At 65.5% G+C, this 15,291-nt stretch carries 18 protein-coding genes; 13 read left to right on the forward strand and 5 right to left on the reverse strand.

All coding sequences use genetic code 11. The features are described from left to right. Positions 1 to 15: 15 nt before the first annotated feature. The gene (locus BLT60_RS16840; protein ID WP_090878102.1) at positions 16 to 759 is read left to right on the forward strand and encodes a class I SAM-dependent methyltransferase; all 744 of its coding nucleotides are present in this window, start codon (positions 16 to 18) and stop codon (positions 757 to 759) included. Between the two features lie 9 nt (positions 760 to 768). Here BLT60_RS16840 and uvrC read toward each other — a convergent pair whose 3' ends face one another. Then, positions 769 to 2,679 carry an excinuclease ABC subunit UvrC gene (uvrC, locus tag BLT60_RS16845; RefSeq protein WP_090878104.1) on the reverse strand — a complete coding sequence of 637 codons (1,911 nt, stop codon included), beginning with the start codon at positions 2,677 to 2,679 and terminating at the stop codon, positions 769 to 771. 2 nt (positions 2,680 to 2,681) lie between these two features. After that, complete coding sequence (locus tag BLT60_RS16850; protein ID WP_090878106.1) at positions 2,682 to 3,446, reverse strand: SDR family oxidoreductase; 765 nt, start codon at positions 3,444 to 3,446, stop codon at positions 2,682 to 2,684. A gap of 277 nt (positions 3,447 to 3,723) precedes the next feature. On the opposite strand from BLT60_RS16850, the gene BLT60_RS16855 reads away from it, so the two are divergent. Next, complete coding sequence (locus BLT60_RS16855) at positions 3,724 to 4,359, forward strand: outer membrane protein (protein ID WP_090878108.1); 636 nt, start codon at positions 3,724 to 3,726, stop codon at positions 4,357 to 4,359. Positions 4,360 to 4,430: 71 nt separating this feature from the next. Here the strand turns inward: BLT60_RS16855 and BLT60_RS16860 are convergent, their stop codons facing one another. Further along, positions 4,431 to 5,069, reverse strand: a complete 639-nt coding sequence (locus BLT60_RS16860; protein WP_244521306.1) for a ribonuclease T2 family protein — start codon at positions 5,067 to 5,069, stop codon at positions 4,431 to 4,433. Next, a complete protein-coding gene (locus BLT60_RS16865; RefSeq protein ID WP_090878112.1) occupies positions 5,066 to 5,470 on the reverse strand; it encodes a hypothetical protein in 405 nt (134 codons plus the stop codon). Before BLT60_RS16865 ends, BLT60_RS16860 begins: the two co-directional genes overlap by 4 nt. A 91-nt stretch (positions 5,471 to 5,561) precedes the next feature. On the opposite strand from BLT60_RS16865, the gene BLT60_RS16870 reads away from it, so the two are divergent. The 8 genes from BLT60_RS16870 to BLT60_RS16905 all read left to right on the forward strand — a co-directional run bounded on the left by BLT60_RS16870 (position 5,562) and on the right by BLT60_RS16905 (position 12,172). After that, the gene (locus tag BLT60_RS16870) at positions 5,562 to 6,086 is read left to right on the forward strand and encodes a hypothetical protein (protein WP_090878114.1); all 525 of its coding nucleotides are present in this window, start codon (positions 5,562 to 5,564) and stop codon (positions 6,084 to 6,086) included. Between the two features lie 29 nt (positions 6,087 to 6,115). After that, complete coding sequence (locus BLT60_RS16875; protein ID WP_090878116.1) at positions 6,116 to 6,595, forward strand: GNAT family N-acetyltransferase; 480 nt, start codon at positions 6,116 to 6,118, stop codon at positions 6,593 to 6,595. A 38-nt stretch (positions 6,596 to 6,633) separates the two neighbouring features. Further along, positions 6,634 to 7,101: a GNAT family N-acetyltransferase gene (locus BLT60_RS16880; RefSeq protein WP_210185634.1), complete on the forward strand. Its 468-nt coding sequence runs from the start codon at positions 6,634 to 6,636 to the stop codon at positions 7,099 to 7,101. A gap of 177 nt (positions 7,102 to 7,278) precedes the next feature. Next, the gene (locus BLT60_RS16885; protein ID WP_090878118.1) at positions 7,279 to 8,298 is read left to right on the forward strand and encodes a TRAP transporter substrate-binding protein; all 1,020 of its coding nucleotides are present in this window, start codon (positions 7,279 to 7,281) and stop codon (positions 8,296 to 8,298) included. Positions 8,299 to 8,388: 90 nt separating this feature from the next. Beyond that, the gene (locus tag BLT60_RS16890; RefSeq protein WP_090878120.1) at positions 8,389 to 8,985 is read left to right on the forward strand and encodes a TRAP transporter small permease subunit; all 597 of its coding nucleotides are present in this window, start codon (positions 8,389 to 8,391) and stop codon (positions 8,983 to 8,985) included. Between the two features lie 32 nt (positions 8,986 to 9,017). Then, a complete protein-coding gene (locus tag BLT60_RS16895; RefSeq protein WP_090878122.1) occupies positions 9,018 to 10,388 on the forward strand; it encodes a TRAP transporter large permease in 1,371 nt (456 codons plus the stop codon). 41 nt (positions 10,389 to 10,429) lie between these two features. Continuing rightward, entirely contained in the window at positions 10,430 to 11,326 is an 897-nt protein-coding gene (locus BLT60_RS16900; protein ID WP_090878124.1) for a phytanoyl-CoA dioxygenase family protein, read from the forward strand. A gap of 21 nt (positions 11,327 to 11,347) precedes the next feature. Next, positions 11,348 to 12,172: a shikimate dehydrogenase family protein gene (locus BLT60_RS16905; RefSeq protein WP_090878125.1), complete on the forward strand. Its 825-nt coding sequence runs from the start codon at positions 11,348 to 11,350 to the stop codon at positions 12,170 to 12,172. Between the two features lie 46 nt (positions 12,173 to 12,218). On the opposite strand, the gene BLT60_RS16910 is transcribed toward BLT60_RS16905, so the two are convergent. After that, entirely contained in the window at positions 12,219 to 12,737 is a 519-nt protein-coding gene (locus tag BLT60_RS16910; RefSeq protein WP_090878127.1) for a hypothetical protein, read from the reverse strand. Positions 12,738 to 13,022: 285 nt separating this feature from the next. Between BLT60_RS16910 and BLT60_RS16915 the strand changes: the two genes are divergently transcribed. The 3 genes from BLT60_RS16915 to BLT60_RS16925 are packed head-to-tail and all read left to right on the forward strand — an operon-like array spanning position 13,023 to position 15,248. Then, positions 13,023 to 13,703 (forward strand): amino acid ABC transporter permease, encoded by a 681-nt coding sequence (locus BLT60_RS16915; protein WP_090878129.1) that lies wholly within the window; start codon positions 13,023 to 13,025, stop codon positions 13,701 to 13,703. Further along, the gene (locus tag BLT60_RS16920) at positions 13,700 to 14,407 is read left to right on the forward strand and encodes an amino acid ABC transporter permease (protein ID WP_090878461.1); all 708 of its coding nucleotides are present in this window, start codon (positions 13,700 to 13,702) and stop codon (positions 14,405 to 14,407) included. The genes BLT60_RS16915 and BLT60_RS16920 overlap by 4 nt, the downstream gene beginning before the upstream one ends. A gap of 52 nt (positions 14,408 to 14,459) precedes the next feature. After that, positions 14,460 to 15,248: a transporter substrate-binding domain-containing protein gene (locus tag BLT60_RS16925; protein ID WP_090878130.1), complete on the forward strand. Its 789-nt coding sequence runs from the start codon at positions 14,460 to 14,462 to the stop codon at positions 15,246 to 15,248. The last annotated feature ends 43 nt before the right edge of the window (positions 15,249 to 15,291 follow it).

Raw genomic sequence — 15,291 nt, forward strand, 5'->3', positions numbered from 1 at the left:
CCGCGCGGTGGTCCGATGAAGCAGAACAAATACGACGATCCGGATTTCTTTGCCCGCTACAGCGCGATGCCGCGCTCGACCGGCGGGCTGGCCGCCGCCAACGAGTGGCCGGCTGTCCGCGACCTGCTGCCGGAGCTTGAAGGTAAGCGCGTCCTCGATCTCGGCTGCGGCTTCGGGTGGCATTGTCGCTACGCGCGGGAATCCGGCGCCCGATCGGTCGTCGGCGTCGACCTGTCGTCGCGCATGCTCGACCGCGCCCGCGCCACGACCGACGATCCGGCGATCACCTATGTCCAGTCGGCGATCGAGGATATCGGTTTCGACGCCGCCAGCTTCGACGTGGTGCTGAGTTCGCTGGCGCTCCACTATGTCGAAGACTTCGATCGGGCCTGCGCCCGTGTCGCGGCGTGCCTCGTCGATGATGGCGCCTTCGTCCTTTCGGTCGAGCATCCGGTCTTCACCGCGCGCGAGGCGCAGGACTGGCACCGCGGCGCGGCGGGCGAGATTGCGCACTGGCCGGTGGACGACTACCAGCGCGAAGGCCGGCGCCATACGCGATGGATGGCCGACGACGTGGTCAAGTATCACCGGACGGTCGCCACGACCGTCAACACGCTGGTCGACAACGGCTTCCGCATCGCGCGGCTGCTCGAGCCGCAACCGACGCCGGAGGCGCTGGCGAGCGATCCGGCGCTCGCCGACGAGTTGCGGCGGCCGATGTTCATGGCGGTGTCGGCGGTGAAAGAGCGCGCGCCCTAGCGCGGCGCTTCAGTTTCCGTTTTCGTGGAAGTGGTCGTAGATCGCTCGCGCGGTCTGCTCGGAGATTCCCTGCACCGACAACAGGTCCTCGACGCTGGCGCGGCTGACCGCCTTGGCGGTGCCGAAGTGGTGGAGGAGGGCGCGCTTGCGGGTCGGGCCGATGCCGGCGACCTCGTCGAGCGGATTGCGGGCCATGTCGATGCGCCGGCGGGTGCGGTGCGAGCCGATGGCGAAGCGGTGGGCTTCGTCGCGCAGGCGCTGGACGTAATAGAGCACCGGATCGCGCGGCTGGAGCTTGAAGGACTCGCGGCCGGGCATGAAGAAGGTTTCCTTGCCGGCGTCGCGGTCGGGGCCCTTGGCGACGCCGATCACCGGCAGGTCGGTGACGCCGAGCTCCTTCAGCGTATCGACCGCCGCGGCAAGCTGGCCGCGACCGCCGTCGATGATCAGGAGATCCGGCCAGGGGCCGACCGTTTCCGGCTCCGACTCGGCGTTGTTGCGCGGTCCCTGCTCCTTGAGCAGCCGCGAGAAGCGGCGCTGCAGCACCTCGCGCATCATGCCGTAGTCGTCGCCCGGGTTGATGTCGGCCGACTTGATGTTGAACTTGCGGTAGTGGCTCTTGGCGAAGCCTTCGGCACCGGCGACGACCATCGCGCCGACGGCGTTGGTGCCCATGATGTGGCTGTTGTCGTAGACCTCGATGCGGGCCGGCGGCGCCGGCAGCGACAGCGCCTCGGCCAGGCCGGCAAGCAGGGCCTTCTGCGACGCGGACTCGGCGACCTGCCGGCCAAGCGCCTCGCGCGCATTGTTGAGGGCGTGCTCGACAAGGTCCTTCTTCTCGCCCCGCTGCGGCCGGACGACGGTGACCCTGGCGCCGCTCTTTTCGCTCAGCGCCTCGGCCAGCAGCGCCTGCTCCTCGATGTCGTGGGACAGCAGGATCAGCTTCGGCACCGGCTTGTCGTCGTAGAACTGGGCGAGGAAGGAGCCGAGCACCGCCGGGGCGTCGAGGTCCTTGTCGGCGCGGGGGAAGTAGGCGCGGTTGCCCCAGTTCTGGCCGGTGCGGAAGAAGAAGACCTGGATGCAGGTGGCGCCGCCCTGCTGGTGGGCGGCGAAGACATCCGCCTCCTGGAAGGTGTGGGGATTGATCCCCTGGTGCGACTGGACATGCGACAGCGCCGCCAGCCGGTCGCGGTAGATCGCCGCCGACTCGAAATCGAGACGCTCCGAGGCCGTCTCCATCTCGGCCTGGATCTCGGTGCGGACGGCGTCGCTGCGGCCGGAGAGGAAGGCCTTCGCCTCATCGACGAGATGGCGATAATCCTCCTCCGAGATCACCCCGGTGCACGGGGCCGAGCAGCGCTTGATCTGGTAGAGCAGGCACGGCCGCGTCCGGCTCTCGTAATAGGAGTCCGAGCAGGTCCTGAGCAGGAAGGCGCGCTGCAGGGCGTTGATGGTGCGGCCGACCGCGCCGGCCGAGGCGAAGGGGCCGAAATAGGTGCCCTTGCGGCTGCGCGCGCCGCGATGCTTGACGATCGCCGGGGCGGCATGATCCTCGGCCACCAGGATATAGGGGAAGGACTTGTCGTCGCGCAGCAGGACGTTGAAGCGCGGCCTGAGCCGCTTGATCAGGTTGGCCTCGAGCAGCAGCGCCTCGGTCTCGGAGCGGGTCGAGACGAACTCCATCGCCGCCGTCGCCATGATCATCCGGGCGATGCGGCCGGGCTGTCCGGCGATCCGGGTGTAGCTCTGCACCCGCTTCTTGAGGCTGCGCGCCTTGCCGACATAAAGGACCTTGCCGGCGGAATCGATCATCCGGTAGACGCCCGGCCCGTTGGGCAGGCGCTTGATGACGTCGGCGATCACCGCGACGCCGACGGGTCGCGGCGCCTCCTCGGTGGCGCTGGTGGTCTCGTCGGTCATGGTCAGGTGTCGAGTTCGGCTACGTCCGGTGTTTCCCAGGCCAGGTGCTGGCCGCCATCCAGTCCTATCATCTGTCCCGTGATCGACCGGTTTTCAACGAGGTAGCGGATGGTGTTGCCGAACTCTGTCAGGACCGGACCGCGCTTGAGCAGCACCGTGTCGATGCGCGCGGCGAACTCTGCCTCGGTCTGCGCGGCGTGCCTGAGGGTCGGTCCGGGCGCGATGGCGTTGACCCGGACGCGCGGCGCCAGCGACTGGGCGAGCATTTTCGTCGCCTCCCACAGCGCGACCTTGGAGAGCTGGTAGGAGAAGTGGCGGGGGGTCGGTTTCCAGACACTCTGGTCGACGAGATTGACGACGTTGCCCTCGACGCCATCGGGCAGGGCGGCCGCGAAAGCCTGGGCGAGGAAGATCGGCGCGGTGAGGTTGACGGTCATCTGCCTCTGGAAGACAGCCGCGTCGAGGGCGCCACCGGTATCGTCCGCGAACATTGACGCATTATTTACCAACAACGAAGGTTTACCGAGAATGGCGGCGATTTCGTTCACCGCCGGCGGCAGGGCCGAAAGGTCGGCGAGATCGGCCTGGAAGAGGGCCGCGCGGCCACCGGATTTCGCGATCCCGCCGGCGACGGATTCCGCCTCGATTCGCGAACGATTGTAATGGATTGCGATCGCCCACCCATGGCCGGCGAGGTCCTCGGCGATGGCCTTGCCGATGCGCCGGCCGGCGCCCGTGACGATGGCGACGGGGGGGATTTCGGTCATGCGGGGCAGGCGTCCGGCCTCTGGAGAAGTGTCCCAAACCGGGACGCGTTAAGATTGGTAAACATAGTTAACGAATTCCTTCCCGGTTTTGAAACCGCAGAAAACCGCCGTTTGCGGCCTTTTTGCAACGTCATATTGCGCCCTGATCGCGCCTCCATGCCGCCGTATTTCCTTAACCTTTACGCCATATTGCTGCGGCTTATATCCGGGCTAGCGACCGGGGGCACTTCGTCGATGGCGGAGTTCCGGTTCGGAGCGGAAAGACGAGGAGGTTACTATGTCGCGTATGCGTATTCTTGGTGCAAGCTTGCTTGCCCTTTCGATCGGAACCGGTGCCGCTGGCGCCGCCGATATCTACAACCCGCCGGCGCCGGAGATCATCTACAATCCGACCCCGGCCTTTACCTGGACCGGCGGCTACCTCGGTGGCCTCGTCGGCTACGGCTGGGGCCAGCCGAAGTCCAAGGGCAAGTCCTGGGACGCTGACGGCTGGGTCGGTGGCGTCTACGGCGGTTACAATTTCCAGCCGAGCGCCAACTTCGTCCTCGGTCTGGAAAGCGACCTGACGGCGACGGGCATGAGCGGCAAGAGCGCCGGCGTGTCCATGAGCGACTACTGGAACGGCACCGTGCGTGCCCGCGCCGGTATCGCCTTCGATCGCTTCCTGGTCTACGGCACCGGCGGTCTGGCTGTCGGCAGCCTCAAGGTGAAGAACGGCGGCAAGTCCGATACCAATGCCCGCGCCGGCCTGACGGTGGGTGGCGGTGTCGAAGCCGCGCTGACCGACACGGTCCTCGGCAGGATCGAGTATCGCTACACCGATTTCGGCGGCGATACCTACAACACCTCGCCGAAGACCAAGGCCAGCTTCTCATCGAGCCAGGTGCTGGTCGGCATCGGCGTCAAGTTCTGACGCTCCGCTGACTGCAAGAGACAAGGAGAGCCCTGCTTCGGCGGGGCTCTTTTTTTGTCCGGGGTGTCGGCTCAGTCGGCGGCCGGCAGCTCGATCCGGGGGAGGCGGCATGCGCGCCGGTCGATCTCCTCGCAGCGCCGGAAGCCGAGGCGCTTGGTCAGGCAGACCCGCACCTCGATGACGCCCTCCCGGTTGCAGGAGACGGCAATGCCGCGATCGGAGAGGCCGGGATTGGCCTCGATGAAATCGGCCTCGATCTCGCGGCTGGTCGACACAATGTCGGTCGTGACGTCGACATAGCCATCCGGCAGCGTGACGCCCTCGAAGGCGCGCCGGACCAGCGAGAAATAGCTCTCCGGCCTCAGGCCCGCGCAGATGCCGTGCTTCTGCCACTGATACTGGACGGCCCCGGGCGAGGGGATGACGTCGGAGATGCCGGAAATCGTGCTGCTCGGCAGCCGGCGCGGCAGGCTGGACTCGCAATATTCGGGATAGCCGCGTTCATATTGCGGCCACAGGCCATGGACGACGAAGCCGGTGGGCTCGTCGGTGCATTGGGAAGGGTCGGGACGCCGCGCGTAGTCGCAATAGCTTGGCGACCAGGTCAGCGAGAGGACGTAGAAATCGAAATCGCCAGCGCGGTCAGCGGCCCCCGCTCCGCCAAACGAGGCGAGGAGCGTCAGCAGGCCGAGGAAAAGCGCGCGGGTCACGGTTTGATCGAGCGGCACCAACTGCCATAAACGTGCCACGGATCGAAGGCAGGCAGGCACGACTGGACCCGGTAGCCGAGCGAGGCGAAACCCTGCTTGGATTCGATCAGATAGACGACCTCGGAGCTGCGCCCGTCGGAGAGCCAGGCGACGCCGCGGCAGTAGCGACGACCGATGAGGCTGGTGTTGTGAACGATCTCCGGTGTTTCGCGGATGTCGGAAACGGCCTCGATGCCGACGCCCCAGGCGAAGGTATTGTTGTTGGCGTAGGAGAATTTCTGCTGGATCTTGGCGATCACCGGGCCATGGTCGCAGGTCGGGAGATACCCCTTGCGCCAATAGGCCTCGGCCGGCGCGCCGAGACCGAAAACCAGAAATAATGCGAGACAAAGAGGTTTCATGAACCGCCCCCAGAACAAGCCCGGACAATGCGATGACGCGCCGCGAGGGTCAAGACAAACGGTGCGATGCGACGTCGCGACCGTCAGGGCCATGAACCGGGCGCTGATGGCCGTTGCGATGCTTGCCGGCCTTGCCGGTCCCGTCGTCGCCCAGAACGAGCCGGTTCCCGACGGGCTGTCCTGCCCGGTGGAGATCGCCGGCGGCGAGCGAATCGCGGTCGGCGAAGTCACCCTGAACCCGGACGTTACCGGCTATTGCATCTATTACCTCGTCGGCGAGACCGACTTCGAGGCGGTGACCATGACGCTGCGCACCGCGCCGGCCGGCTTCGACTGGCGGGCGGCCTATCAGGCGCCGAAGATCGAGAGGGGCGGCATGGAACTGGTCGAGGAGGGCACCCGCGCCATGCCCTTTGGCGGCGACCAGCAGGTGGCCGAGGTCGCCACGATCAAGGTGGCGGAAAAGGACCTCGGCCCGATCAGCGAGTCCTTCTCGACGCTCTGGGTCTTCGACCTCGGCAACGGCCGTTCGCTGTCGTTGGAGGAGGAGTACAACAACGTCAGCGAGCCGATGCGGGCCGCGCTCCGCGAGGCGCTGCTGGAGACACAGGGCTGACAGCAGGCGCTGGCAGCGACGGTGTCATCATGCAGACCGGCCATCCGATCAGCTTTGCGCGCCTGACGTCCGTTCCGATGGACGAAATCGTTGCTCATATGTCCGATCCGCGCGTCGCCGAGCATATGCCTCTGCTGACGTCGGCATGGGACCGGCAAGCCGCCGTCGACTTCGTCGCCGCCAAGGAGGCGTGCTGGAAGCGCGACGGACTGGGTCACTGGGCCATTCTTCGCGATGGCATCTATGTCGGGTGGGGCGGGTTTCAGAAAGAGGGCGACGAGTGGGATTTCGGCCTCGTGCTGAAGCCGGAACACTTCGGGCTAGGCGGCCGCATTTCGCGGCAGGCAATCGCATTTGCCGTCGCCGACGAACGAATTCCGTTCGTTACCTTTCTGCTGCCACCCTCCCGCAAGAATCTCGGTGCGCTGGCGCGGCTGGGCGCAACGTTTGTCGAGGAGGTTGTCTACCAGGGCGCCCGTTTTCGGAAATATCGTCTCGAGACGGTTTGACCGACGGCCTGTGAGCGGCATGACCAGAAGGGAGTGCGATGGGCGACATCACCTTGCGTCGGGCAAGGCCCGAGGACGGCCCGGCGCTCTCGGCGCTGGCCTGGCGGTCGAAGGCTTCCAACGGCTACGACGACGCCTTCATGGCGCGATGCCGGGCCGAACTGACTGTCGTCCCCGACGACACGCCGGGGCGATCGACATGGATTGCCGAGGATCGGGCGGGCAGGGCCCTCGGATTCTTTGACCTGATTGTCGAGAACGGCTCGGCCGAGGTCGAAGGGCTGTTTGTCGAGCCCGGCAATCAGCGATCCGGGCTTGGCCGGCGCCTGTGGATAAAGCTCGAGGCCGAGGCGATCGCGCGTCGTGCGGTCGATGTCTCGGCGGACGCCGATCCGAAAGCCGTTCCCTTTTACTGCGCAATGGGTTTGACGCCGATCGGCACCCGTCCGTCGGGATCCATTCCCGGGCGTCGGCTTCCCCGGTTACGGAAGACATTCCGGCCGTAGAACCGAAACTTGTCTGACCAATTGCGGGTCGCGTGCAGCCGCTGATTGATCGAGTTGACTTGTCGGACCTTGATGTCGATGGTCGCGCTTCGGTTGCGGTAATCGCCTGCCACAAAGAGCAGGAGCTCGCAGCTTTGTCGGGTGCCGGCGAAAAAATTGTAAAGGGAGACAACGCTGATGAAACGCACTTCCATACTCAAGGTTGCCGCCATCGCATTGCTGGCGACCGGGACGACATCCGCTTTTAGCGCCGAATTCAACCTGCGCTTCCAGACCCACTACACCCCCGAACAGCTTTCGGGAAAACTCGCGCAGCAGTTCATCGACAACGTCAATGTGATGTCCGGCGGGCGTGTCGAGATCGAGATGTTCTACGCCTCCTCGGTGGTTCCCTCGGTCGAAGGCTTCGACGCGGCAGCCAGTGGCGTGCTCGATGGCGAAATGCACGGCGCGGCCTATCTGACCGGCAAGAATCCGGCCTTCCAGTTCGTCGGCGACCCGATGGGCGGATATGACACCCCGTGGCAGCTCTATGAGTTCCTCTATCACGGTGGCGGCCTTGAAGCGGCCAACGAGCTTTACAACCAGCACGGCATGCAGTTCGTCGGCTGGTGGGCCGGTGGCCAAGAAACCATGTCATCGTCCAAGCCGCTGGCCGGCCCGGATGACCTGAAGGATTGGAAGTTCCGGTCGCCGCCCGGCCTCGAGACGGAAATCTTCGCCCAGATGGGCGCTTCGCCCATCGTGATGGACTTCACCGAGGTGTTCACTGCGCTCGAGACCGGCATCATCGACGGTGCCGATTACTCCAGCCTCGCCAACAATGTCGGCATTGGCCTCTACGACCAGGTAAAGCACGCGACTTTCCCCGGCTTCCACTCGATGCCGGCCGATCACGTGACGGTCAACCTCGACGTCTGGAACTCCTTCCCGGACGACATCAAGCGCATCTTCGAGGTCGCTTCGCAGGCGCTCGCGCTGCAAACCTCGATGGCCTTCGACATCGCCAACCGGGAGGCCGTTCCCGGTCTCATCGCCAATGGCGTAACGCTCTATGACTGGAGCGAGGAGGACCGCGCGGCGTTCCGCGCCGGGGCGCAGCAAGCCTGGGACAGCTGGGCCGACAAGACTCCCGAGGCCCGCAAGCTGGTCGACGCGCATCGCGCCTTCCAGAAGAAGATCGGCCTGATCGACTAGCCCGGCCGGGTATCCGCACGACGGAAGGGGTGGGCCACCGCGGCCCGCCCCCTCCTTTTGGCGACAAGACGCACTGATCAGGGGGCAGGCATGGTCGAGCACGAACGCACGGGCTGGATGGACTGGATTTCGATCGCCATCAGCCGCGTCGCGATGTTCCTCGTCCCTTTCATCGTCCTCATCATGTTCTACGAGGTCGTGCGTCGGTACATCTTCGAGAAGCCGACGCTCTGGGTGAACGAGATGTCGTTGTGGATCGGCGGCGTGATCTACCTGCTCGCCGGCCTCTACGTGATGCAGCAGCGCGGCCACATCCGGATGTTCATCCTTTATGACATCGTGCCGCGGCCGGTGCAGAAGGTCTTCGACATCATCTCGACGCTGCTGATCTGCCTCTTCGCGGCCGCCATCGTGTGGGGCGGCTACAACGAGGCGGTGACCAAGTTCTTCCGGTGGGAGACCTTCGGCACGGCGTGGGACCCGCCGATCCCCGCAACCATCAAGCCGCTCATCCTGATCACCGTCGTGCTGATCGGACTTCAGTCGATCTCCAACCTGATCAGGGACTGGCACAAGGGCAAGATCGTGCACGAAATCGCCGACGAAGTGGCCATCGACATGCTCGTCGGCGACGCCGAAAAATCGGTGATTACCGGCGAGACCGCCGATACCAACGAAAAGAAATGATGGGCCGGGTAGGTCCCGGGGGGAAAACCTAGATGGATATCGGCCTCATTTCAGTGCTGCTGCTTGTCGGCATCGTCGTGCTGCTCGGCATCGGCATGCCGCTCGGCTTCGCCTCCGGCTTCCTGGCGGTCGCCGTCCTGTTCATGAAGTTCGGCCCGGACCTGCTCCTGGACACCTTCGGCCGCGGTCCGCTGAATATCCTCGCCGCGCGGATGTACGGGCTGACCACCGACTACGTGATCATCTCGGTGCCGCTGTTCATCTTCATGGCCTCGCTGCTGGAACGCAGCGGCATCGCGCGCGACATGTTCAACAGCCTCAACGTCTGGCTGAGCCGGACCCGTGGCGGCATCGCCATCGTCACCTCGGTGATGGCGATCATCATGGCCGCCATGTCCGGCATCATCGGCGGCGAGATTGTCCTCCTCGGGCTGATCGCGTTGCCCCACATGCTGCGCCTCGGCTACAACCAGAACCTGGCGATCGGCACGATCTGCGCCTCCGGGTCGCTGGGCACGATGATCCCGCCTTCGATCGTCCTGATCATCTACGGGCTGATCACCGAAACCTCGATCCACGCCCTGTTCAAGGCGGCGTTCCTGCCCGGCTTCGTGCTTGGCGGTTTGTATATTCTCTACATCATCGTCCGCACCCGCCTGCATCCCGAACAGGCGCCGCTGCCGGAGACCGGAAACGAGGTCACCATGGGCGACAAGATCCGGGCCCTGCCGGGCCTGCTGCCGCCACTGCTCATCGTCTTCGTCGTGCTCGGCTCGATCTATGGCGGCATCACCGGGATCACGGAGGCGGCCGGGATGGGCTGCGTCGCGGTGCTTGTGCTGATCCTCATACGCGGGGAGCTGGACTGGTCGCTGTTCAAGGACGCGATGATGCGGACCTTCAAGTCGACCGGCACAATCCTGTGGATCACCTTCGGCGCCACCGCGCTGGCCGGCGCCTACACCATCGCCGGCGGGCCGACCTATGTCGCCAATCTCATCGTCGGCGCCGAACTGCCGACCATGGGGATCCTGCTGGTGATGATGCTGATCTTCCTGTTCCTCGGGGCGATCATGGACTGGGTCGGCATCGTGCTCCTGGTGATGCCGGTCTTCCTGCCGATCATCGCGCGGCTGCCGGCCGAGGAGCTCGGGCTGACCGGGGCGCTCGGCGCGGCGCCGGCGTTCGTGTCGGTGTGGTTCGGCATTCTCTTCTGCGTCAACATGCAGGTCAGCTTCCTCAGTCCGCCCTTCGGGCCGGCGGCCTTCTACCTGAAGTCGGTCGCGCCGCCGCATATTTCGCTGCCGGCGATCTTCAGGGGCTTCATGCCGTTCATCGTGATCCAGCTCTGCATGCTGATGGCCATCCTGCTCTTCCCGGAGATCACGATGGTCTTCCGCTGAAGCTGAGTTGAAGCTAGTCTCCGCGCCGGAGGAGACCGCACGTGACAACACCGGAATGCCTGACCGCGCAGCAGATCGCGGACTATAATCGCGACGGCTACATCGTTCTCGAGCGGCAGATACCGCCCGAGACAATTGCCCGTTGCCATGAGGAAATCGCCCGCTTCCGCGAAGAGGCGCGCGGGTTGACCGCCCATACCGACCGGATCGACCTCGAGGACAGCCATCGCCCCGACGATCCCCGCATCCGTCGGATCAAGCAGCCGCATCTCAACAGCCCGGTCTTCGGCGACCTGTTGCACAGCGACGCGATCCTCGCCCCGGTCCGCGACCTGATCGGAGCGAATGTGCGGATGCGCGCCTCGAAGCTCAACATGAAGTCGGCGCGGTTCGGCGCGCCGGTCGACTGGCACCAGGACTGGGCCTTCTATCCGCATACCAACGACGACATTCTCGCCGTCGGCGTCTTCCTCGACGATGTCGGGCCGGAGAACGGCCCGCTGATGGTGATCCCCGGCAGCCATCGCGGCCCGGTCTACGACCATCACGCCGACGGCCATTTCGCCGGCACCATGTCGCTGGCGAAATCCGGCCTCGACGTCAAGGACGCGGTGCGGGCGATGGCGCCGGCCGGCTCGATCTCGATCCACCACGTCCGCGTCGTCCACGGTTCCGACCGCAATCGCTCGGACAAGGATCGCGGCGTGCTGTTCTACGAATTGTCGGCGGCGGATGCCTTCCCGGTGGCCGGCTCGATGGGCACCTTCGGCTCGCTCGAGGAATTCGACGCCCAGATGGTGTGTGGCGAGCCGACCCTCGAACCGCGCCTCGCCGACGTGCCGGTGCGGATCCCGCTTCCGTTGCCGCCGACGCAGGGGTCGATCTACGAGATTCAGAAGCAGAGCGCCGCCAAGGGATTCGAGACCGTTGAAGCCTGACTTCAGGCGAGGGCGAAAGGCGTGATCCGCCTCGGCCTGATCGGCGACAATATCAGCCAGTCGCGAGCCTGGCGGTTGCACACGCTGGCCGGCGAACTCTGCGGTCTGGAGGTCGTCTACGAAAACCTGATCCCGGCGGAACTCGGCAAGGATTTCGACGGGGTCTTCGACCATTGCCAGTCCGGAGGCTATCGGGCGATCAACATCACCCATCCCTACAAGGAAACCGTGATGGCGCGGTTGGCGACGGCCACCGACGCGGCGCTCAAGATCGGTGCGGCCAACACCGTGGTCTTCGGCGCTGACGGGCCGGCGGGGTGCAATACCGACGCCAGCGGTTTCGAGGCGGCCTTCCGGGCCAATTTTCCCGGAGAGAAACCGGGCGCTGCCGCGCTGATCGGCGCCGGTGGCGCCGGCCGGGCGGTGGGATATGCCCTCCTGATGCTCGGCGCGACGGAGCTGCGCGTCTTCGATATCGACGAGCGGAGAGCGAACGGTCTGGTCGCGGCGCTCCGGGCGGTGGGCAGCCAGACGGTGGTCGTGAACTGTCCGACGATCGACTTGGCCGCCAAAGACGCCGACGGACTGGTGAACTGCACCCCGATCGGCATGAACGGTTATCCGGGCAACCCGATCGCCGCAGAGCATATCCCCGGCAAGCGCTGGGCCTTCGACGCGATCTACACGCCGGAGGAAACGGAGTTTCTTCACTCGGCGCGGGCGGCCGGCCTGTCGGTCATGACCGGCTTCGAACTCTTCTTCTACCAGGGCCTCGACGGTTTCGCCGTCTTCACCGGCCGCGCAGTCCCCGCCGAACGGCTGCGTCGGGGACTGCGCGGGGCCTAGGACGTGGCCCGACCGGAATGGCGGGCCGGGAGCGCGTCATCTGCGCTCAGGCGTACCGCCCAACCGCCATCAGCGCCGTAGTGACAACCAGCAGGACGGCTGTCATCGTGCTCAGCACCTGCATCCGCCGGGCGAGCCGCGTCCGCTCCGCCGCCTGGGCCGGCGATGGCGCGCCCTGCATCTGGATCAGCTCGGCGATCTGCCCGAGCCGCCGCCCGATCCGCGGGAAGGCGAGGTTGGCGACGAGCGCGACGACGATCGCGATGAGGCCGCCGAGGCCGAAGATCGTCTGCGGTCCCGGATCGGCAAGCTGCCAGGCGATACCGGAATAGAAATCCCAGTAGAGAAGAAGCCCGCTGCCGACGGTGACGACCGCCGCGGCGGTCATGACCTGCGAGAAGTGGGACCGGGCCATGAACTGGCCCCAGAATTCGCCGCCGACCGCGCCGGTGGCCCGCACCACGGGCATCGTGAAGAAGGTGACGGTGATGGCCGCGCCGACCCAGAAGACGCCGGCGACGATATGCAGAAGTCTCAGGACGAGAATTGCGCCCTCGCTATCCATTTCAGTGCTCCGAAAAAGGAAAGGACCGTCGCTTCGACGGCCGGAAGGCGCGCGAGATAGGAGAGAGGCCCATGCCCGGTCAAGTGAACGAAATCACAGACCGGTGAGCAGGCCGGGTGGGTTGGAGCGGCGCGACTCAACGTTGCGGCCGCCCACGGAACGACCTGCGGCTGCGCAGGTTTTGATCACCGCCTGGCAAGAGCTCCGTCAATCGGCCGGCAACCCCTGTCGCGAAGCGTTGGCGCGGCATTTGCTCCTTGTTCCCCGAAACGAGGGCAGGGGGCTTTGGAACTTCGCTTTTTCGAGATCTATCGCAACGGCGAATATCTGCGGCTGTTGCTGGAAGGCGCCGGGGTCAGCGCCGGGCTGACCGTCGCCGGCGGCATAGCCGGGTTCATCCTCGCGACGCTGCTGGCCGCCGTGCGCTACTGGCGGGTGCCCGTGCTGCGCCAGGCGGCGACCGGCTATGTCGAATTCATCCGCAACACGCCGCTGATCGTCCAGATGTTCTTCGTCGCCTTCGGCCTGCCGATGCTGCTGGGCTACCGCTGGCCGTTCTGGGGGCACGCGCTGCTCGCGCTCAGCCTCAACTTCTCCGCCTATTTCGCCGAGATCCTGCGTTCGGGTTTCGTCTCGGTGGCGAAGGGCCAGATCGAGGCGGCCCGGGCGCTCGGCATGCGGCGTTTCCTGATCTTCCGCAGGATCGTCTTCCCGCAGGCGGCGGCGACGATGTATCCGTCGCTCAACAGCCAGTTCGTCTTCCTTTTCCTGACCACTGGGGTGATGGCCGAGATCGGCGTCCGCGACCTCACCTATGCGGGCCTCTACATCGACAGCCGAAGCTTTCGTTCCTTCGAAGTCTTCTTCACCCTGACCGTCATCTACGTGCTGATGGCAATCGGCTTCAAGAGCGTGCTGAAGCTGATGCATGACCGGCTTTTTCGTTGGCGGGCGGCGTCGCGATGAAGCAGCTGTTTCTCGACACTCTCGGCCAGCCCTTCGGCATCGTCATCTACCAACTGCTCGACGCCACCCAGTTCACCATCTACCTGTCGCTGATCGCCTTCGCCGGCGGTGGAGCGATCGGGCTGGCGGTCACCGCCGCGCGGGTCGCGCCGTCGACACTCGGCCGCAATCTGGCCAGCGGTTACATCTGGCTGTTCCAGTCCGTGCCGCTGCTGATGCTGCTCTTCCTCTTCGGGCTCGGACTGCCGAAGCTCCTTGCCATCAACATCGATCCCTGGCTTGCCGCCACCGGCGCGCTGACCCTTTACGCCAGCGCCTACCTCGCCGAGGTGTGGCGCGGCGCCGTCGAGGCGGTGCCGAAAGGGCAGTGGGAGAGCGGCTACGCGCTCGGCCTGCGCTTCCTGCCGGTCGCAGGCCTGATCGTGTCGCCCCAGGCGATCCGGCTGGCCGTGGCGCCGACCGTCGGCTTCATGGTGCAGATCATCAAGGGCACCTCGCTCGCCTTCATCATCGGCTTCCACGACCTGATGGCGATCGGCAAGCGCTGGGCCAACGCGCCGGTCGACGGCACCGAGCCCTTCATCATCTTTCCGCTGATGGCCTTCATCTATTTCGGCCTGTGCTTTCCGCTGTCGCTGTGGTCGCGGCACCTCGAGCACAAGCTTGGCAGCGCATCCGAGAAGAAGGTTTCGCCAGCGGGCTGACCGGAGACCGGTCGGCGCGCGACTTCCAACCGAAAGAAGGAGAACACGACCCATGTTGACGAAGCTGAAAGCCGCCTTCGCGGCCGTAATGATCGCCGGCGTCTGCCAGGCGGGGCCGGCGGCGGCCGACCTGTCGGATGTCCTGTCGGCGGGGACGATCAAGATCGCCATCCCCGAGAATTTCCCGCCCTTCGGCGCGCTGGGGGCCGACGGAGAATACGAGGGCTATGATGTCGATGTCGCCAAGATGGCGGCCGAGGCACTGGGCGTCGAGCTTGAGCTGGTGCCGGTCACGTCCAAGCAGCGCATTCCGTTTCTCGAGACCGACCGGGTCGATCTGGTGATCTCGACTCTCGGCGCCAACCCGGAGCGGGCCAAGTCGATCTGGTTCTCCCATGCCTATGCGCCGTTCTTCTCCGGCGCCTTCGCCAAGCCGGACGTCGCGGTGGCGGCGATCGCCGATTTCGCCGGCAAGAAGATCGGCGTCACCGGCGGCACACTGGAGGACCTGTCGATCACCAAGAACGCGCCGGAGGACGCCGAGATCATCCGCTTCGGCGACAACGCGGCGACCATATCCGCTTACGTGTCGGGCCAGGTCGACGTGATCGTCACCGGCAACATGGTGGCCCTCGGCATCGCCACCGACCATCCCGACTTCAAGCTCGAGACCAAGTTCATCATCGCCAACTCGCCGTCCTATATCGGCATCAAGACCGGCAACATCGACCTGCTCCAGTGGGTCAATGTCTTCGTGCTGAGCAAGAAGCTCGACGGGACGCTGGGCGAGCTCTCCGAGAAGTGGCTGGGCCAGCCGCTGCCGGATCTGCCGGCGCTCTGAGGCAACGTCTGGTATCGCGGCCTCGCCCCTGCCGGGGGCGGGG

Source organism: Bauldia litoralis (assembly GCF_900104485.1).
Lineage (GTDB): Bacteria > Pseudomonadota > Alphaproteobacteria > Rhizobiales > Kaistiaceae > Bauldia > Bauldia litoralis.